The organism is Microbacterium sp. (genome assembly GCF_051860965.1).
GTDB lineage: Bacteria > Actinomycetota > Actinomycetes > Actinomycetales > Microbacteriaceae > Microbacterium.
Genome location: NZ_JBIMKU010000003.1, coordinates 342,622 through 359,403, shown reverse-complemented (window position 1 = coordinate 359,403; position 16,782 = coordinate 342,622). Strand labels below are relative to the sequence as shown.

14 protein-coding genes are annotated in these 16,782 nt (G+C 72.2%); 5 read left to right on the top strand and 9 right to left on the bottom strand.

The genetic code is table 11. From position 1 onward, the window contains the following. Positions 1-50 precede the first annotated feature (50 nt). The 3 genes from ACTIFV_RS07565 to ACTIFV_RS07555 are packed head-to-tail and all read left to right on the top strand — an operon-like array spanning position 51 to position 3,438. On the top strand, positions 51-1,196 hold the full coding sequence (locus ACTIFV_RS07565) for a glycoside hydrolase family 15 protein (protein WP_439592161.1): 1,146 nt from the start codon (positions 51-53) through the stop codon (positions 1,194-1,196). Beyond that, positions 1,193-3,277 (top strand): glycoside hydrolase family 31 protein, encoded by a 2,085-nt coding sequence (locus ACTIFV_RS07560; protein WP_439592160.1) that lies wholly within the window; start codon positions 1,193-1,195, stop codon positions 3,275-3,277. Before ACTIFV_RS07565 ends, ACTIFV_RS07560 begins: the two co-directional genes overlap by 4 nt. Beyond that, the gene (locus ACTIFV_RS07555) at positions 3,274-3,438 is read left to right on the top strand and encodes a hypothetical protein (protein ID WP_439592159.1); all 165 of its coding nucleotides are present in this window, start codon (positions 3,274-3,276) and stop codon (positions 3,436-3,438) included. The genes ACTIFV_RS07560 and ACTIFV_RS07555 overlap by 4 nt, the downstream gene beginning before the upstream one ends. Before the next feature lie 19 nt (positions 3,439-3,457). Here the strand turns inward: ACTIFV_RS07555 and rsmI are convergent, their stop codons facing one another. After that, positions 3,458-4,291 carry a 16S rRNA (cytidine(1402)-2'-O)-methyltransferase gene (rsmI, locus tag ACTIFV_RS07550; RefSeq protein ID WP_439592158.1) on the bottom strand — a complete coding sequence of 278 codons (834 nt, stop codon included), beginning with the start codon at positions 4,289-4,291 and terminating at the stop codon, positions 3,458-3,460. A gap of 23 nt (positions 4,292-4,314) precedes the next feature. Here rsmI and ACTIFV_RS07545 point away from each other — a divergent pair, with 23 nt between their 5' ends. Continuing rightward, on the top strand, positions 4,315-5,916 hold the full coding sequence (locus ACTIFV_RS07545; RefSeq protein ID WP_439592157.1) for a dolichyl-phosphate-mannose--protein mannosyltransferase: 1,602 nt from the start codon (positions 4,315-4,317) through the stop codon (positions 5,914-5,916). Position 5,917: 1 nt separating this feature from the next. Here ACTIFV_RS07545 and hemL read toward each other — a convergent pair whose 3' ends face one another. The 7 genes from hemL to hemE are packed head-to-tail and all read right to left on the bottom strand — an operon-like array spanning position 5,918 to position 13,230. Next, complete coding sequence (gene hemL, locus ACTIFV_RS07540; protein ID WP_439592156.1) at positions 5,918-7,243, bottom strand: glutamate-1-semialdehyde 2,1-aminomutase; 1,326 nt, start codon at positions 7,241-7,243, stop codon at positions 5,918-5,920. Then, positions 7,240-8,217 carry a porphobilinogen synthase gene (gene hemB, locus ACTIFV_RS07535; protein ID WP_439592155.1) on the bottom strand — a complete coding sequence of 326 codons (978 nt, stop codon included), beginning with the start codon at positions 8,215-8,217 and terminating at the stop codon, positions 7,240-7,242. Before hemB ends, hemL begins: the two co-directional genes overlap by 4 nt. Next, positions 8,214-9,122 carry a hydroxymethylbilane synthase gene (hemC, locus tag ACTIFV_RS07530; protein WP_439592154.1) on the bottom strand — a complete coding sequence of 303 codons (909 nt, stop codon included), beginning with the start codon at positions 9,120-9,122 and terminating at the stop codon, positions 8,214-8,216. Before hemC ends, hemB begins: the two co-directional genes overlap by 4 nt. Continuing rightward, positions 9,119-10,255, bottom strand: coding sequence for a ferrochelatase (locus tag ACTIFV_RS07525; protein WP_439592153.1), 1,137 nt, complete (start codon positions 10,253-10,255; stop codon positions 9,119-9,121). The genes hemC and ACTIFV_RS07525 overlap by 4 nt, the downstream gene beginning before the upstream one ends. Then, complete coding sequence (gene hemQ / locus ACTIFV_RS07520; RefSeq protein ID WP_439592152.1) at positions 10,252-10,899, bottom strand: hydrogen peroxide-dependent heme synthase; 648 nt, start codon at positions 10,897-10,899, stop codon at positions 10,252-10,254. Before hemQ ends, ACTIFV_RS07525 begins: the two co-directional genes overlap by 4 nt. Before the next feature lie 38 nt (positions 10,900-10,937). Continuing rightward, on the bottom strand, positions 10,938-12,170 hold the full coding sequence (locus tag ACTIFV_RS07515; protein ID WP_439592151.1) for a protoporphyrinogen/coproporphyrinogen oxidase: 1,233 nt from the start codon (positions 12,168-12,170) through the stop codon (positions 10,938-10,940). Further along, a complete protein-coding gene (hemE, locus tag ACTIFV_RS07510) occupies positions 12,160-13,230 on the bottom strand; it encodes a uroporphyrinogen decarboxylase (protein WP_439592150.1) in 1,071 nt (356 codons plus the stop codon). Before hemE ends, ACTIFV_RS07515 begins: the two co-directional genes overlap by 11 nt. Positions 13,231-13,296: 66 nt before the next feature. Here hemE and ACTIFV_RS07505 point away from each other — a divergent pair, with 66 nt between their 5' ends. Further along, on the top strand, positions 13,297-14,538 hold the full coding sequence (locus tag ACTIFV_RS07505; protein ID WP_439592149.1) for a glutamyl-tRNA reductase: 1,242 nt from the start codon (positions 13,297-13,299) through the stop codon (positions 14,536-14,538). Positions 14,539-14,540: 2 nt separating this feature from the next. Here the strand turns inward: ACTIFV_RS07505 and ACTIFV_RS07500 are convergent, their stop codons facing one another. Beyond that, on the bottom strand, positions 14,541-16,745 hold the full coding sequence (locus ACTIFV_RS07500) for a hypothetical protein (RefSeq protein WP_439592148.1): 2,205 nt from the start codon (positions 16,743-16,745) through the stop codon (positions 14,541-14,543). Positions 16,746-16,782 lie beyond the last annotated feature (37 nt).

Below are 16,782 nucleotides of genomic sequence, written 5' to 3'. Positions count from 1 at the left end.
GCCGGACGGCCGGCCCCACCCCCCTCCCGACTCCACCCGGATTGCGAGCCATGACGACTCCCACCCCCCTCACCGACACCGACCTGCAGCGCCTCGCCGTGACGAGTCTTCGTGTCATCCTGACGCTTCAGCACTCGGGCGGCGCGTACCCCGCGAGCCCCGACTTCTCGGCTTACGTCGGCTACAGCTGGTTCCGTGACGGCTCCTTCATCGCAGACGCCGCCTCCGCGGCCGGAGCGGTGGACTCGGCGGAGCGCTTCCACGACTGGTGCGCCGAGATCATCCGCGAACGTGCCGCGCGCATCGACGAGATCGTCCGGCGCGCGGACAGCGGCGACCCTGTCCCCGATCAGGACATGCTCGCGACCCGCTTCACGTTCGACGGGCGCGAGGGCACCGACGAGTGGTGGGACTTCCAGCTCGACGGCTACGGCACATGGCTGTGGGCTCTCGGCGCGCACGCGGACCGACACGGCGCCGGGACGGCGCAGTGGTCCGACGCGATCGAGCTCTGCGCCGCGTACATCGCGTCGTCGTGGCGGCGCCCGTGCTTCGACTGGTGGGAGGAGCACCGCGATCAGGTGCACGTGTCGACTCTCGGATGCATCGCGGCGGGCCTTCGGGCTGCTCTCGCGCTCGGCACGCTGTCCCCCTCCACCGCGCACGCTGCGCGGACTGCCGAGCGCGAGATCAGCACGATCCTCGAGACCGGCGCCGTCGCGGACGGCCATCTGTCGAAATGGATCGGCTCGTCCGCCGTCGACGGGAGTCTCGGCGCGCTCGTCGGGGTGCTCGGAGTCGTGGATGCCGCGTCACGGATCGGCGCCGACACGATCACCGCACTCGAGCACGACCTCGTCCGCGATGCGGGCAGCTTCCGCTACCTCGGCGACACCTTCTTCGGCGGCGGTCAGTGGCCGCTCCTGAGCTGCATGCTCGGCCAGGCGCACTTGGCGGCCGGCGATCCCACCCGCGCCCGCGAACTCCTCCTCTGGGCCGCCTCGACGGCGGATGCCGAGGGCATGATGCCCGAACAGGTGGATCGGCACGTGAACGACGCATCGTTCATCGACGTCTGGATCGATCGCTGGGGACCCGTGGCCCGTCCGCTCGTATGGAGTCACGCGATGTTCCTGCGTCTCGCACTCGACCTGGGCCTCGTGCGGCCGACCGATCTCGCGGAGGCCGCACGATGATCCGCCACCGTCCTTTCGGATCCGGCCACCCCTACTCGGTCGACACCGATCAGCGCGCGCCGATCGATCCCGTCGCGGGCGAGCCGCTCACGCTGGGTGCGCGGACCACCGCCGACGTGACCGCAGTCGACCTCGAGCTGGTCTCGACCGCACCCGACGGCTCGGAGCGACGGGAGAGCATGCCCCTCGCGAGCGTCACCCGGCGCTCGCGCGGCGAGACGGTCGACGGCGGCCATCTCGCGTCCGCGCAGGCTCGACTCGCCCGCTCGAGCGGGGGCTGGGCGACGACGCTCGTCGCGCCGCCCGCGGGAACACGTCTGCGCTATCGATTCGTCTCGCGGACGACCGCGTCGGCCGAGGGCTCGACGCGCTGGTTCGAGACGACCTCGCACGCCTGGCGCGCAGACGCGGAAGGCGTCGGGGTCGTAGGCGAGGATCGCATCGCGCCGGGGACGGTCTCCGTCCTGACGGACGGCACCGCCGTCGCTCGGGTCCGTTTCGCGCTGGACCTCGCCGAGGGCGAGCACGTCGTCGGGTTCGGCGAGCGCTACGACCGGCTCGACCAGCGCGGGACGAGCCTGGACTCCGTCGTCTTCGAGCAGTACAAGTCCCAGGGCGCCGAGCGCAAGACCTACCTGCCCATGCCGTTCGCGCACGTCGTCGGCGGCGACGGGTGGGGCTTCCACATCCGCACGAGTCGCCGCGTCTGGTTCGACATCGGCGAGTCCGATCCGGCACGCCTGTGGATCGAGGCCGAGGTGCAGGCCTCCGACGACGGATCGGCGGTGATCGACGTGGACTTCTTCCGCGGCTCCCCCACCGACGTGCTCCGCGCCTTCCTCGACGATGTCGGCACGGCGCAGGAGCTGCCGCCCTGGGTGTTCCGGCTGTGGGCGAGCGGCAACGAGTGGAACACCCAGGCAGAGGTCCTGCGGCAGGCCGAGCTGCACGACGCGCACGGCATCCCCGTCGGGTCGATCGTCATCGAGGCCTGGAGCGACGAATCCACATTCACCGCCTTCCGCGACGCGCAGTACGCACCCACGCCCGACGGCGCCCCCCACCGCCTCTCGGACTTCACCTTCCCGCCCGACGGCGCGTGGCCCGACCCCAAGGGCATGGTCGACGATCTCCACGAGCGCGACATCCGCGTTCACCTCTGGCAGATCCCGCTTCTGAAGGCGCGACCGCATCCGACCGGGCAGGCGAAGGCGGATGCCGCGGCCGCGGTGCGCGAAGGTGTGCTCATCCGCGAGCCCGACGCCCGCGGCGGGCTGCGGCCCTACCGCAATCGCGGCTGGTGGTTCCCCCTCTCGCTCATGCCGGACCTGACGGACGAACGGGCGGCCCGGTGGTGGACCGAGAAGCGGCGCTATCTCGTGGACGAAGTGGGCATCGACGGCTTCAAGACGGACGGCGGAGAGCACGCGTGGGGCCGCGAGCTGGTCTACCTCGACGGACGACGCGGCGACGAGAAGAACGCGACGTCCCCCGTCGCCTACGCCCAGGCGTACGGCGATCTCCTGCGGTCCTCGGGCAAAGCGCCGGTCACCTTCAGCCGCGCGGGCTTCACCGGCTCGCAGACACACGGCGCATTCTGGGCCGGCGACGAGAACTCGACGTGGGACGCGTTCCGCTGGTCGCTCTATGCGGGCCTCAACGCCGCGGCGAGCGGGATCGTGTACTGGGGCTGGGACATCGCCGGGTTCTCGGGAGACCTGCCGTCTGCAGAGCTGTACCTGCGCGCGATGGCCGCCTCGGCATTCGTGCCGATCATGCAGTACCACTCCGAGTTCAACCATCACCGCTCGCCCTCGCGGGACCGCACGCCGTGGAACATGGCCGAGCAGACGGGCGATGATCGCATCATCCCGGCCACGCGACGCATCGTCCGGCTTCGCGAGCGCCTCGTGCCCTACCTCGCGCGCGAAGCGCGTCACACCATCGCGACAGGATCGCCGCTCATGAGGCCGGTGTGGTTCGATCACCCCGCACTCGAGAGCGCGTGGACGGACCCGCTCCAGTGGTTCCTCGGTCGCGATCTGTTCGTCTCACCCGTCGTCAAGGACGGGGAAAGGTGACGCACGTCGTGGCGCTCCCGCCCGGCGAGTGGATCCACGCCGCGACGGGCCGCGCCGTCTGGGGGGCTCACGAGGTGCACGTTCCGCTCGACGACGTCCCGGTCTACGTGCGGGCGGGGGCGGAGCCCGACCTCCTCGCCGTCCTCGCGGGGGGTGAGTGAGCGGGTCGCCGCGGTCTGCTCAGGAACCGTCGGGATTCGCGCGCCGCGCGAGCGCCGACTGGTAGAGCTCGCGCGAGGAGTGCCCGGTGTGCGCCGACACCTCGGCCGCGGCATCCTTCAGCCTCGTTCCGGCGCGCACCTGCTCGAGCACCTGCGTCACGGCGTCGGGGAACGCGACCTCCTGCGCCGCCGCACCGCCGACGACGATGACGAGCTCGCCGCGCACCCCGCCCGAAGCCCACGTCGCGAGCTCGGCCAGCGGGCCGCGCACGACCTCTTCGTGGAGCTTCGTGAGCTCGCGGCACACCGCGGCCGCCCGCTCGTCGCCGAAGACCGCGGCCATGTCGGCGAGGGTGGCTGCGACGCGCGAGGGCGCCTCGAAGAAGACCATCGTCCGCTGCTCGTTGGCGAGCGTGCGGAACGCGGAGAGCCGCTCCCCCTGCTTGCGCGGGGTGAACCCCTCGAACGTGAACCGGTCGGTCGGCAGCCCTGAGACGGCGAGCGCCGTCAGCACGGCGCTCGGCCCCGGGATCGCGGTCACGGTGACGCCGGCCGCGGCGGCGGCCGCGACGAGCCCGTAGCCGGGGTCCGAGACGGTGGGCATGCCGGCATCCGACAGCACCAGCACATCGGACTCGCGTGCGAGCTCTACGATCTCGGGCGCGCGGTCCTTCTCGTTGTGGTCGTGCAGAGCGAGCAGGCGCGGCCGGTTCGCGACACCGAGCGCGGCGAGCAGCCGCTGCGTCGTGCGGGTGTCCTCGGCGGCGACGACCGTCGCCGACTCGAGCGCTTCGATGAGGCGCCGGGAGGCATCGCCGAGATTGCCGATCGGCGTCGCCGCGAGGATGATCACGCGGCCCAGCTTAGGCTTGTCCGGTGACCGAGACCCCGCAGCAGCACCAGCCGCCCGCGCCGCTGCTGCCCGCGCCGGCCCCGCGCGCGGAGCGCCCGACGCTCTACGACGGCTGGGTGGTCCGCGTCACGAGCGACCCGCGGCTCATGCGGCTGTGGCGCTGGCTCGCCCCGACGGTCATCACGGTCGTCGCCGGCATCCTGCGCCTGTGGAATCTCGGGACGCCGCACGAGCTGGCGTTCGACGAGACGTACTACGTGAAGGATGCCTGGAGCCAGTGGAACCTCGGCTTCGCCTCGACGTGGCCCGAGGGCGCCGACGAGAGCTTCGAAGCGGGTGACACAGACATCTTCACGGGCACCGGAAGCTTCGTCGTGCATCCGCCCCTCGGCAAGATGCTGATCGGAGCCGGAATGGCGCTGTTCGGCGCAGATTCCGCGTTCGGCTGGCGGTTCGCGACCGCCGTCTTCGGCACGGTGCTCGTGCTGCTGCTCTACGTGGTCGCCAAGACCCTCACGAACTCCCTGCCGTTCGCCGTCGTCGCGTCGGGGCTGATGGCGATCGACGGCCTCGCGATCGTCATGAGCCGCATGGCGCTCCTCGACGTGTTCCTCGCGTTCTTCGTGCTCCTCGCGTTCTGGTTCGTGCTGCTCGATCGCGGACGATTCCTCGCACGGCTGGATGCCGCGGTCGAGGCGCGCACCACCGACGACGGGCCGCCCGACTGGGGACCCGTGCTGTGGAACCGGCCGTGGATCATCGCGGCCGGAGCCGCGGCCGGCGCGGCGACCGCCGTGAAGTGGTCGGGCCTGTACGTCGCCGCCGCGCTCGGGGTCTACCTCGTCGTGACGGATGCCCTCGCCCGTCGCCGGGCCGGGGTGCATCAGTGGCCGATGGATGCCGCGCGCCAGGCGTGCGCGACGTTCGTCCTGCTCGTGCCGGTCGCCTTCGTCGTCTACCTCGCCTCGTGGACGAGCTGGCTCGTGACCGACGGCGGCTACGGACGCCACGCGATCACCGAGGCGGGCGACGGCTTCTGGTCGTGGGTGCCGCTGCCGCTGCAGAACCTGTGGAAGTACCACGAGGCGATGTACAGCTTCCACGTCGGCCTCACGGCGCCGCACGGCTACGCGAGCCCCGCATGGCAGTGGCCGCTGCTCTGGCGACCGACCTCGATGTACTTCCACCGCGACGACGCGCTGAACGGCGCCGTTCAGAACGTCTACAGCATGCCGAACCCGTTCATCTGGTGGGGCGCGGTGGCCGCCGTGATCTACCTCATGTGGCGGTTCGTCGTGCGCCCCGATTGGCGGTACGCGTTCGTGCTGACGGGAGTCGTGGCGACCTACGTGCCGTGGCTGCTCTACCCCGAGCGCACGATCTTCCAGTTCTACACGATCGCGATCCTGCCGTTCATGCTGCTCGCCCTCACCTTCGCGCTGCGCGACCTCGCCGGCCGGCGCGCGAAGGACGACTACCGGCGCCGGACCGGCCAGCACCTCGTGTGGCTGTACCTGGGTTTCGTGCTGGCGCTGTCGATCTTCTGGTACCCGGTGCTGACCGCCACCCCCGTGCCGTGGTGGTTCTACCAGATCCACAACTGGCTGCAGCCCGGCTGGGTCTAGCTCACGCCGGTGCCGTGGCGGATGCCGCGGCACGCGCGGCGGCGGGGAGCGCCGCGAGGACGCGGTCGATCGCCGCATCGTCGTGCGCGGCGGTGAGGAACCACGCCTCGAAGACGCTCGGCGGCAGCGAGACGCCCTGGTCGAGCATCGAGTGGAAGAACGGCGCGTACCGCCACGACTCCTGAGCCCGGGCGTCGTCGTAATCGCGGATCGGCTGCGCGCGGAAGGCAACCGAGAACAGACTCCCGGCGTGCGAGACGACGTGCGCGACGCCGGCGGCCGAGAGCGCGTCGTCCAGGGCTGACGAGACGATGGATGCCGCGGCATCCACCCTCGCGTAGACCTCGTCGTCCGCGAGCCGAAGGGTCGCGACGCCGGCGGCGACGGCGAGCGGATTGCCGCTCAGCGTGCCGGCCTGATAGACGGGCCCGAGGGGTGCGAGCAGCTCCATGAGATCGCGCCGACCGCCGATCGCGGCCAGCGGCATGCCCCCGCCGATGACCTTGCCGAACGTCACGAGGTCGGGCGTCCATCCCGCTCCCCCGGTGCGCTCGAGGCCCCACCAGCCCGCGGGACCCACGCGGAACCCCGTGAGCACCTCGTCGAGGATGAGCAGCGCGCCGTGCGCGTGCGCCGTCTCGGCGAGGAAGGCGTTGAAGCCGGGCTCGGGAGCGAGGATGCCGGCGTTGGCGCCCGCGGCCTCTGTGATGATCGCGGCGATGCGGCCCTGATGCGCCGCGAACGCCGCGCGCACGGCCTCGCGATCGTTGTACGGCAGCACGAGCGTGAGCGCGGCGATCTCGGCGGGGACGCCGGCGGAGCCCGGCAGACCCAGCGTCGCGACGCCCGACCCCGACTCGGCGAGCAGGCCGTCGGAGTGGCCGTGGTAGTGACCCGCGAACTTGATGAGGATGTCGCGCCCCGTCGCGCCGCGCGCGATGCGGATCGCCGTCATGGTCGCCTCGGTGCCGGTCGAGACGAGCCGGAGGCGCTCGATCCCGCGCACACCCTCGACCGTCAGACGTGCGATGACGGCCTCGGCGAGCTCGCTCTCGGCCGGCGTCGACGCACCGTACGAGAGGCCGCGGGATGCGGCATCCTGCACCGCCGAGACGACCTCGGGATGCGCGTGGCCGAGCAGCGCCGGACCCCAGGATGCGACGAGGTCGACGTACTCGTTCCCCTCGACGTCGCGGACGGTCGCGCCCTTGGCCGAGACGATCGAGAGCGGGGTGCCGCCGACCGATCCGAACGCCCGCACCGGGGAGTTGACTCCGCCGGGGATGACGTTCCGGGCGCGGGCTGCTGCTTCGTCGTTCGTGGTCATGAGCGCGCGGCCCTTTCGGCGGCCTCGACGGCCCAGTAGGTGAGCACGGCGTCGGCCCCCGCGCGCACGATGCTCGTGAGCGACTCGTCGATCGCGCGTTCGCGGTCGATCCAGCCGTGAGCCGCGGCGGCCTCGATCATCGCGTACTCGCCCGACACCTGATACGCCCACACAGGCACGGGCGACATCGCCGCCGTGTCGGCGAGGACGTCGAGGTAGCTCATGGCGGGCTTTACCATCACGATGTCGGCGCCCTCGGCGAGGTCGAGCTCGACCTCGCGCGCCCCCTCGCGGCGGTTCGCGGGATCGAGCTGATACGTGCGGCGATCGCCCTGCAGCGACGACTGCACCGCTTCGCGGAACGGGCCGTAGAAGGCCGAGGCGTACTTCGCGGCGTAGGCGAGGATCGCGAGATCGCCGCGCCCCGCGTCGTCGAGGGCGGAACGCACGGCCGCGACCTGGCCGTCCATCATGCCCGAGAGCCCCAGGAGCTGAGACCCCGCGTCGGCCTGCGCGAGCGCCATGTCGCGGTAGCGCACGAGGGTCGCGTCGTTGTCCACCGCGCCGTTCGCGTCGAGCACGCCGCAATGGCCGTGATCGGTGAACTCGTCGAGGCACAGATCGGTCTGGACGACGAGCGCGTCGCCGACCTCGGCCACGGCGACGCGGGTCGCGACGTTCAGGATGCCGTCGGCATCGGTCGCGCCGGAGCCATCGGCGTCCTTGTGCTCGGGCACGCCGAACAGCATGACTCCCCCGACGCCCGCGGCGGCCGCGCGGTGCAGCCCTGCCTTGAGCGAATCGAGGGAGTGCTGCACCACGCCCGGCATCGACGAGATCGGAATCGGCTCGGCGACCCCTTCGCGCACGAAGATCGGGAGCACGAGCTGCGCGGGGCTCACGCGGCTCTCGCTCGTCAGGCGACGCCAGGCGGGAGTCGCGCGCAGGCGGCGAGGGCGGATCGGCAGGTTCATTCGGATGCTCCGAGCGGGGCGAGCTCGGCGGCCCCCGAGGCGAGCAGCTCGTCGGCGACGCGCGCCGCCATCTCGTCGGCGGTCGTGTCGTCGAGGTAGGCCGCGTGGGAGCTCGTGACCCGCGCGCCGCCGTCGGGTCGGTACACGCGCGCCGACAGGAACAGCATCCCGTCGTCGACGAAGGCGTGCGCGCCGATCGGCGCGGCGCAGCCGGCCTCGAGTCGGGCGAGCACTCCGCGCTCGGCGTCGGCCGCGAGACGCGAGAGCCTGTGGTCGATGCGCTTCGCGAGGCGCTCGTCTCCGCTGCGGGTCTCGACGGCGAGGGCGCCCTGCGCCGGTGCGGTCGGCCAGCCGTCGATGCCGAGGATCTCGGTCGCCGCGCCCAGGCGTCCGAGGCGCTCCAGCCCGGCGGCGGCGAGCACGACCGCGTCGAGCGCGCGCTCGTCGGTCGCGTCGAGGGCGAGGCGACCGAGGCGGGTGTCGACGTTCCCGCGGATGTCGACCAGCTCGAGGTCCGGGCGCTTCGCGGCGAGCTGCGCACGACGACGCGGCGAGCCGGTGCCCACGCGGGCCCCCTCGGGCAGCGTGTCGAGCGTGAACCCGTCGCGGGCGCACAGCGCGTCGCGGGCGTCCGCGCGCTTCGGCACGGCCGCGATGGAGAGTCCGGGCTCGGGAGCGACGGGGAGATCCTTGTACGAGTGGACGACGGCATCCACCTCACCCGCGAGCAGCGCGTCGCGCAGGGCCTTCGCGAAGACGCCCGTGCCGCCCAGCGACGCGAGCGACGCCGTCGAGGTGTCGCCCTCGGAGGAGATGACGACGAGCTCGCCGTCGAGTGCCGCAGCCACCGTTCCGGCCTGCGCGAGCGCGAGGGCGCTGCCGCGCGTGCCGATCCTGAGGGTCATGGCGCGAGCCCGGCGACGGCGGGCTTGAAGCCGAGACGGATGTTCTCGCAGCATCCCGGCCGGCACACGTCGAACCACGGTCCGAGCGGCGTCAGGGCCGGGCGCTCGGCGGTGGGCACGCCGTCACGGCGCTCGAGGACGAGGTCGACCAGTCCGCTCACGAACGCCGCGTGGACGCCGGGGGTCGGCACCCGGACGGCGAGCATGCCGTTCTCTTGGGCGGTCTCGAGGGCCTCGGTGTCGAGGTCCCACTTGACCTCCATGTGGTCGGAGATGAAGCCGAGCGGGACGATGACCAGGCCGGTGACGCCCTCGGCCGCGAGCTCCTCGATGCGGTCGTTGATGTCCGGCTCCAGCCAGGGCTGGGTGGGCGGACCCGAGCGCGACTGGTACACGAGGTCCCACCCGATGCCGGGGTGGTCGCTCATGATGACCTCGGCGACGGCGAGGTGCTGCGCGGAATACGCACCGCCCTCGCCGAAGTCCCGATCGCGGGGACCCGAGCGCACGGCGTCGTCGGTCGGCACGGAGTGCGTCGCGAACAGCACATGCACCTTCGAGGCCTCCGCGACCTCCGCGAGCCCCGCGTTCACTCCGTCGATGAACGGCTGCACGAAGCCCGGGTGGTCGAAGAACTGGCGCACCTTGTCGATCTCGATGACGCCTTCGAGGCCCGTCTCGGCGAGCGCCATCGCGTAGTCCTCGCGGTACTGACGGCAGCTCGAGTACGACGAGTAGGCGCTCGTGCCGATCGCGAGGAGCTTGGTGTAGCCGCGCTCGTTCGCTTCGCGCAGGGCGTCCGAGAGGTACGGGTCCCAGTTGCGGTTGCCCCACAGGACGGGCAGATCGATGTCGCGCGCGGCGAGCTCCGCCTCGAGGGCGGCCTTGAGCTCGCGGTTCTGGTCGTTGATGGGACTCACGCCCCCGAAGGCGCGGTAGTGGTGCGCGACCTCCTCGAGTCGTTCCTCCGGGATGCCGCGGCCGCGGGTGACGTTCCGAAGGAACGGGATGACGTCATCCTGTCCTTCGGGTCCGCCGAAGCTCGCGAGCAGGATCGCGTCGTAGGCGACCGGGGTCTCGACGTGCTCGGGGCCGTCAGCGGCAGCCGGCGTGGCGGCGCGCACGGCGGTCACGAGAGCACCTCCGCGACCTCGTCGAAGCCGATGAGCCGGCCCGTGAAGAACGGGACCTCTTCTCGCACATGGCGACGGGCCTCGGTCGCGCGCAGGTGCCTCATGAGGTCGACGAGATCGACCGGGTCGTCGGCTTCGAGTGCGAGCAGCCACTCGTAGTCGCCGAGCGCGAAGCTCGCGACGGTGTTCGACTGCACCTGCGGGTACTCGCGACCCTTCAGGCCGTGGTCGGCGAGCATCGCGCCGCGCTCGGCGGCGGGCAGGATGTACCACTCGTAGCTGCGCACGAACGGGTACACCGTCACCCAGCCCTTCGGGCCGAGTCCCTGCGAGAAGGCGGGCGCGTGGTCGCGGCTGAACTCCGCGTCGCGGTGGACGCCGAGGGCGTTCCACGTCGGAAGGAGGGGCGCGAGCTCGGCGCTGCGTCGCAGGGAGCGGAGGTCGGCCTGCAGCCCCTCGGCCGTGTGACCCGTGAGCCACAGCAGCAGGTCGGCGTCGGCGCGCAGGCCCGAGACGTCGTAGACGCCCCGCAGGCTCTCGACGCGGGCTGCCGCGTCGGCGAGCGACGGGCCGTCGGATGCGACGGCGTGCGGGTCGCGCCGGAGCACGGCGAACAGGGTGAAATGATCTGTCGCGGAAGTCACCCCTCCATCCTCCCCCGGATCTCGAGGTCGAGGCGAACTCAGGGCGTCTCGAGCAGCCCGGCGGCGATCCGTTCGGCGTGCGCGACGACCGCGGCGAGCCCCGTTCCGGATGCGCCCTCTCCGACCTCGGCGACGTCGTCGCCGTATGGACGCACCCCGCGGGCCCACGTGCGCACGGCCGAATCGAGGACCGCGCCGACACGGACGCCGAGAAGGGCTTCGGCATCCTTCGTCGCCTGCTCCACCGGATCCCGGGGATCGCCGTCGTACGACAGACGGACGGCGTGCCGATCCGGCAGCGCCTCGGCGATCCAGGCCCACTTCGCGCTGAGATGGGTGAGGGCGCGCGCCCTGACGCCGGGCGCCCCGGCGGCGACGAGCAGCCCCGTGCCGCGCGGCACCGCGTCGAGCGCCGGCGCGTCGACCACGAGCGTCACGAGGGTGAGTCGGCGCTGATCGCGGGCGGGCTCCGCGAAGGCGCGGACGACAGCGCCGTCGATGCGCTCCCCGTCGGCGACGACCCCGTCGGGCCGCATCGGTCCGACATCGACTCCCGTGCGGATGTCGACCCCGAGCCGGCCGGCATCCTGCACGAGCGCCGTCACGAGCCGATGCATGCCGCCACGCAGGCCGCCCACCTGCGACCCGGCGGGAGCCTGGGCGTGGAGCGCGCGCACGGCGCCGGCGAGGGAGCCTCGGGCCGCGAGCTCCGACCGCAGGCGCGGAGACGCGGTGTCGACGGGAAGATCGCGGGGCTCCTTCGAGTGCACGCCGCGCACGATCGGAGCGACGAGCCCCTCGGCGACGCCCGCGCCCATGCGGGTGCGCACGAGATCGTCGAGGGAGGCGGCATCGCGCCCCACCCGCGCCGGCAGCAGGCGGTCCGCCCACGCGCGCAGTGCGCCACGACGGCCGATGGCGCGGACGACGTCGGCGGCGAGGGGATGCCCCGGGATGCCGAGCACGCCGGTCGCGGGGAGCGGAACCGCGGTGCCGTCGGCGCGGTGCAGCCACGCGGACGCCCGCGAGGGGACGACGAGATCCGCGCCGAGCCCGAGCTCCTGCGCGAGGGCCGCGACCGCTCCTCCGCGGGTCGCATAGGACTCCGCGGCCGCGTCGAGCTCGATTCCCGCGATCGGCAGCGGCACGACCTGGCCGCCGAGGTGGTCGGCACGTTCGAGCAGCACGACCCGCGCGCCGCCGAGCGCGAGGCGACGCGCCGCGACCAGACCCGCGACGCCCCCGCCGACGACGATCGCGTCAGAGGCCATGCACGAGCTCGACGATGCGCGTCAGGGCATCGGGGTCGGTCTCGGGCGGCACGCCGTGACCGAGGTTCAGGATGTGCGCGGGCGCCTCCGCGCCGCGCGCGACGACGTCGAGAACGTGCTTCTCGAGAACGCGCCACGGCGCGCCGAGGAGGGCGGGATCGATGTTGCCCTGCAGCGGCTTGGTTCCGCCGAGCCGTCGGCTTGCCTCGTCGAGCGGCAGGCGCCAGTCGACCCCGACCACATCCGCACCGACGGTGGCCGCGGCATCGAGCATGTCGCCCATTCCGAGACCGAAGTGGATGCGGGGCACGTCGAGTCCGCGCAGGTGATCGAACGCGCGGCGCGAGTGCGGCGCGACGCGGCGGATGTAGTCGTCGCGGGACAGCGAGCCCGCCCACGAGTCGAAGAGCTGCACGACGCTCGCCCCGGCGAGCACCTGGGCTTTGAGGAACGCGCCCGTGACGTCGGCACACCAGTTGAGCAGCGTCGCCCAGGTCTGCGGATCCGTGCGCATGAGGGCACGAGCCCGCAGCTGCTCCTTCGACGGGCCGCCCTCGATGAGGTAGCTCGCGAGCGTGTACGGGGCTCCGCCGAAGCCGATGAGCGGCGTCGGGCCGAGCTCGGCCACCGTGAGCGCGACCGCCTCGGTGATCGGGGCGAGCGCGTCCGGATCCATCGGGCGCAGCGCCAGGACATCGGAAGCGGTGCGGATCGGGCTGTCGATCACGGGGCCTCGACCGGCCACGATGCGCACGTCGACGCCCGCCAGCAGGACCGGGACGACGATGTCGCTGAAGAAGACCGCGGCATCCACACCGTGCCGGCGCACCGGCTGCAGCGTGATCTCGGACGCGAGCTCGGGCGTCAGGCAGGAGTCCAGCATCTCGGTCCCGGCCCGGCTCGCACGGTACTCGGGCAGCGAACGCCCGGCCTGCCGCATGAACCAGACGGGCGGCGAGCTCTGCCGCTCTCCCGTCGCGGCGCGCACGAGGGGTGCGGAGGTCGTCCGACCGTCGCGCAGCGGGTGGGTCTCGGGCAGGGCGATCACGTCGGGAAGCACTCCACCAGGCTACGACGCGCGGCGCACCCGGCGACCGCCCTCGGAGGCTCCGGGTAGACTCGGCGGGTGCTGTTCTGTCTGACGGCGAATCATCGCAACACCGAGTTCGACGTTCTCGACCGCATCTCGCGGGTCGCGACGTCGACCGCCGCAGACCTCACGAACACTCACTCCTTCGTCCGCGGAGCCGTCGTGCTGGCGACCTGCAACCGCTTCGAGGCCTACCTCGAGATCGACGAGCCTCTCACCGGCGGTGCGGCTCTCGCGCGAGAAGCCGTCCTCGATGTCCTGCGGGGTCCCGCGGGCGACGACGCCGACGCGCTGCGCGCATCGGCGGTGAGCCTCGCCGGCGATGACGTCGTGCGCCATCTCTTCGCCGTGAGCTCGGGCCTCGAGTCGATGGTGGTGGGCGAAGAGGAGATCAGCGGCCAGGTGCAGCGCGCGCTCGTCGCGGCGCGCGAGGTCGGCACGACGAGCACCGAGCTGGAGCGGGTCTTCCAGCGCGCGGCGCATGCGACGCGCTCGGTCCGCGCGAAGGCGGACGTCGCCGCGGCGGGTCGCTCGCTCGCGCGGATCGCCCTCGACCTCGCGGACTCGCGCGTGACCGACTGGGCCACCGTCCGCGTGCTGCTCGTCGGCACGGGTCAGTATGCGGCGACCACGATCGCGGCCCTCCGCGCACGGGGCGCCGGCGACGTCCGCGTCTACTCGTCGACGGGCCGCGCCGAGCAGTTCGCCGCGAAGTACGGCATCCGTCCGCAGCGCGACCTGCGCGAGGCGATCGGCGACGCCGACATCGTCATGACCTGCACGGCGCGGTACACCGTGACCCCCGACGACATCCCCGACACCGCTCGGCGCCTGATCATCGACCTCGGCCTGCCCCGCAACGTCGACCCTCGCGTGGCCGACGTCCCGGGTGTCGAGCTGCTTGACCTCGAGCTCATCGGTCGCCACGCATCCCTCCCCGAACTCGGCCCCGGCCTGCACGAAGTGGTCGGCTCGGCCGCCGCCGTGTTCACCGCGGAGCGGGATGCCGCACCCGCCATCGTCGCGCTGCGCGCACACATCCAGTCGGCGCTGGATGCCGAGCTCGACCGCGTGCGCGCCCGCGGCGGCGACGCGCGGACCGAGGCATCCCTGCGTCATCTCGCCGGCGTGCTGTCGCACACCCCGTCCGTCCGCGCACGCGAAGCGGCAGCCGACGGACGCCTGCGCGAGTTCGAAGCCGCCCTCGAGACGGTGTTCGGCGTCGAGGTCGACACCTCCTCCGCCGAGGACGGCTTCGAGGGGCTCGCGGCGGTCTGAGGTCAGACCCTGGCCCGGCGGATCACGATCGCGCCGGCTGCGAGCAGCAGGCCCGCACCGATCATGGCCCAGATCGACCCGATGCCGTCCCCGCCGGTGAGCGGCAACTCCGGGATCCCGGGCTTCTCGGGAACGCTGGGCACCTCGACGATCGTCGTCTCGTGCGCGAGTCCGCACTCGCCCTGATCGAGCAGGATCGCCTCCGCCGAGGCATCCGCCCGCCACCAGAGGTACTCGATGCTGTAGTGAGCGCCTGCGGACACCGGACGGATGCCGGGCGAGACGTACTCGCCGGCCGCCGCGACCGCGACGGGCTCGGTCGAGGTGTCGCCGACGAGCGTGTCAGCCGTGCACGACCCGATCGGCTCGACGCCGGGCAGCGCCTCGTACAGCTCGAACGTGACGAACGTCTCGCCGATCGCAGGCACGGGTCCCGAGACGATCGCGACGTCGTGGACGAGCTCGCCGAGGACGATCGTCTCGGGTGCCCGCGAATCCACCGTCGGCGCGGGGGCGCTCGTGAGCTCGCTCGCGATGCCGCACTCGCTCGTCATGATCTCGGCTCCATCGACGTCGAACGCGCGGTGCTGCCACGCGTACTCGCCGAACGCGGGCACCGAGGGCGCCGTGAAGATGTAGCGGCCGACGGCGTCGATGCGCATCGCGTCGCTCCCCCACACGAGGTTGTCGGCGATGCACGCGCCGACGACCTCGGTGCCGTCCGGCACGCGGTAGAGCGCGGTGGAGATGTCGGCGCCGCCCAGCGGCAGGACGTCCGCGACGATGACGGCGTCGGTCGCCGCACCCCCGACCTGGGCGATCTTCTGGGCTTCGGACGTGATGTTCGGCACCATCGTCATCTGCGTCTTCTCACCGAAGAGCTCCTGCCGGTGAAACGCCGCCCCGCCGTCCAGCAGTGCGACCGTCGACGCGGCCTGGTCGGCGCCGTCGATCGTCCACACAGCCGTGTAGTGGCCGGGGCCGGGCAGCTCCCAGTCCGACGCGACGCGGTAGGGCTGCGCCGGCCCGATCGCGGGGTCGCTCGTGAGGGTGAGGGCGCCCACCGGCTCGGCGTCGGCAGGAACGTCCGGCGTCGCGGACGCGGGCTGCTGCGCCGTGCGATAGACGACGGCGGATGCCTCGACGACGGCGTACGAGCCGTCCTGGGATCGCGGCCACTCGTTCTTGGACGTCGCGAAGGTCACGTGGTCGACGAAAGCGCCACCGGGGCTGTAGCGCTGCTCGACCTGCGTGGTGATGTACGGCGCGAAAGACGTCGATCGCGGCGCCGCGTCGGCGCCCTTCGCGGTGAAGGTGCCGCCGCCGCCCGGGCCGACGGTGGCCTGCTGGCCCGGCGTCTCCCACAGGTGGAGCTGCGCCGCGTAGCCCGCGCCGAAGGTCCCGGAGCCGCTGATGCGATAGCCGGACCCGTCGGAGGTCGGCGGCACGCCTCGCACGGGGTACGCGACACCCTGTCGCATTCCGGCGAGGGAGGCGCTGCCGTTCGCGGCGAAGACGCCGTTCGTGAGGGTGACCGTCCCCGTCGCGGCCGTCCCGTTCATCCGCACGGTGCCGAGGAAGTCGTTCGCGGGATCGGTCGTGAACGCCAGCGCGCCGCTGCCGCTGGAGTTGCCGGCCGTGACCCCCGCGACGGAGTTCACCAGATACCGTGCGTGACCCTGGACCTCCGCGACGACCGCCGGGCCGACCAGTCCGACGAGCTTGTAGTTGATGAAGCCCTCGAGATCCACGGTGCCGTTCCATCCGCTGGAGCGATACAGCGCGCCCGGATTCGCGAGGTGCTTCACCGCGAACGACACACCCGACGCGACGGCGTTGTTCGACGTCTGGCCGTTGAGAGTGACGATTCGATTGATCTTGGCAGCGATGTCCGCCGTGATGACGGCGTGTCCGAACGGGCTCAGCGAGCCGATGACGGAGTGGAATCCCGCCGATGTCGTGGCGCCCGTCGGATTCGCCGCACCCGGGACGATGCAGTAGACGAGCGAGCCGTCCGGCGCGACGAACGCGCCCTCCCAGCCGATCTCGCTGCCCGGCCAGCTGCCGTATCCCGGCCCCTGCATCGCGGCCTGCGCACCCTGCGGCCCCATGACGACGGCGCCGACCGACACGATCGCCGCTGCCATCACCGCCCCGATCACGCGCAGCATCCATCGCCGGATGCCTCCGATCCGATCCCCCTGCATGACTTCTTCCCTTCGTCGTCTTCTCGGATCGACGGTA